Origin of the sequence: Spiroplasma sp. hyd1 (genome assembly GCF_016082235.1) — a bacterium.
Classification (GTDB): domain Bacteria; phylum Bacillota_I; class Bacilli_A; order Mycoplasmatales; family Mycoplasmataceae; genus Spiroplasma; species Spiroplasma poulsonii.
In genome coordinates, this window is sequence record NZ_JXYY01000104.1 from 1 (window position 1) to 1,702 (window position 1,702).

Below are 1,702 nucleotides of genomic sequence, written 5' to 3' on the forward strand. Positions count from 1 at the left end.
CTTTTTTACAAATATTTGCAATTTTTTAACAAGTAATGCAAGAAGTCTAATATCATTATTACTAAAAAATGGGTTGAGTGATTTCTCAGGAATTGGTAGAATTGTTGCAATGTTGTTCTTTGTTTGTGGTGGTGCTGTGTCAATTTTAGGTGTTTCAGCGATGATTGCAAACTTTGTAGGTGAATCAGTTGGTGCAATGGAAGGCGCCGCGTCATTGCGTTCAACAATAGCCGCTGGAGGGATGATGTTTGCAGCAAGTCGAAAAGCAGGCCAAATTCTAGGATTTGGGAAGAATGCTGTTAATGCCGGTGGACAAAAACGTGGATTTTTCAGTAAAATGTTTGGAAAACCAGGTGGAGGGCCATATGATTCTCAAGACTTTTCTAGAGCAGATAGTGGTGGAATTAGTGAATTTGTTATTCCAAGAAATTCATTTCAAAATCGAACAGGACTAATGGCCGCTGTTGGTAGCACAATTGGTGGTATTTCAAGCATCTGAGCTGCTCGAAATGCAGCTGCATCATTACCAAAAGAAAAAGGTTCTGCTGAATGAAAAGCAGCTAAACAAGCAAGAAATAAAGCTGGTTGAAGTGTATTTGGTAAAGGTGTTGGAAATGTTGTTGGAAATGTTACTGGAGTTAATAAGGTGAAAGATGGTATTCGCAATATTAAGGAAAGTACAAAGCAACAATATGATTCACATTCTAAGAAATATGATGACAAAGATAACAATAAAAAATTATAGAAGCAGAATTGCTTCTTTTATTGTATAATTTTTGTAAGTATTAAGAGTTTTTATAGAAAGGAATATATTTAATGGGAATTATTGGGAGAATTATAGGTATCGGTGAAGATTCTAAACAAAAGGCTGCTGAAAAAAATTATCAGAAAGATTTAAAATGGCAAAGAGAGCAACAAGAAATTAAAAAAGAAAGACTTGAAAAAGTTAAACAAAGAATTTTAGAAGGTAAAGAACAACATGTTGTTGCTGTTTTAATGGAAGGAAAATATGGAATGGAACGTTTAACAAACTTTGTTAATGAAAATCCAGGTGTTATTCCGTCATATGTTTTGCCAACAGAAGAGTTAAAAAAATTAAATGGTGATAATATAATATAGTACAAAATGATTTAGAATTACAAAAACAAATTTTAGAATTAGAAAAAGAAAAATTAGCAATGCAGTTAGAAATTGAAAGGTTAAAACAATCTTCAAATAATGATGAAAATAATTCAAATGATTTTAAAATTAATAAATTGATGTCATGAGGTTATACTAAAGAAAAAGCAAATAAAGTTAGTGATGAAGATTTTGAAAGACTTGAATATTGATATAATAAAGATAGAAAGTTTTTTAATGATTTATTAGAGATTGAACTAGGAACAATAATGGTTCAAAATGAACAAATTAGTGAATAATCAAGTTAATTGCTTATCTGGTGAAATTTGGCTTTGTAAAATAGACAATAATAATGACATAAATCCTCATCCTGTTATTATTCTGAAGAATATTTATAACTATTGATATGATGCATTGCAATTATCAACATCATATTATAAAATAAAAAAATCCAAGTGGTTAATTAAACTTAATAAAAGTAATGGTCTACGAAAAGAAAGTTATGCGTGTGTTTCAGAACTAATCACTATAAACAGCAGAAATGGATGGGTTAAGATAAATTGGACAACAATAATGTGGAATA

At 30.2% G+C, this 1,702-nt stretch carries 4 protein-coding genes; all 4 read left to right on the plus strand.

Translation table 4 applies throughout. From position 1 onward, the window contains the following. Positions 1-745, plus strand: a 745-nt coding sequence (locus TS70_RS06480) for a hypothetical protein (protein ID WP_232332558.1), incomplete at its 5' end; no start/stop codon positions are given. Between the two features lie 71 nt (positions 746-816). After that, complete coding sequence (locus TS70_RS06485; RefSeq protein WP_198049777.1) at positions 817-1,119, plus strand: hypothetical protein; 303 nt, start codon at positions 817-819, stop codon at positions 1,117-1,119. 59 nt (positions 1,120-1,178) lie between these two features. After that, complete coding sequence (locus TS70_RS06490; protein ID WP_198049778.1) at positions 1,179-1,418, plus strand: hypothetical protein; 240 nt, start codon at positions 1,179-1,181, stop codon at positions 1,416-1,418. After that, the coding region (locus tag TS70_RS08010; protein WP_232332559.1) for a hypothetical protein at positions 1,399-1,702 on the plus strand (304 nt) is incomplete at its 3' end. The genes TS70_RS06490 and TS70_RS08010, both read left to right, overlap by 20 nt.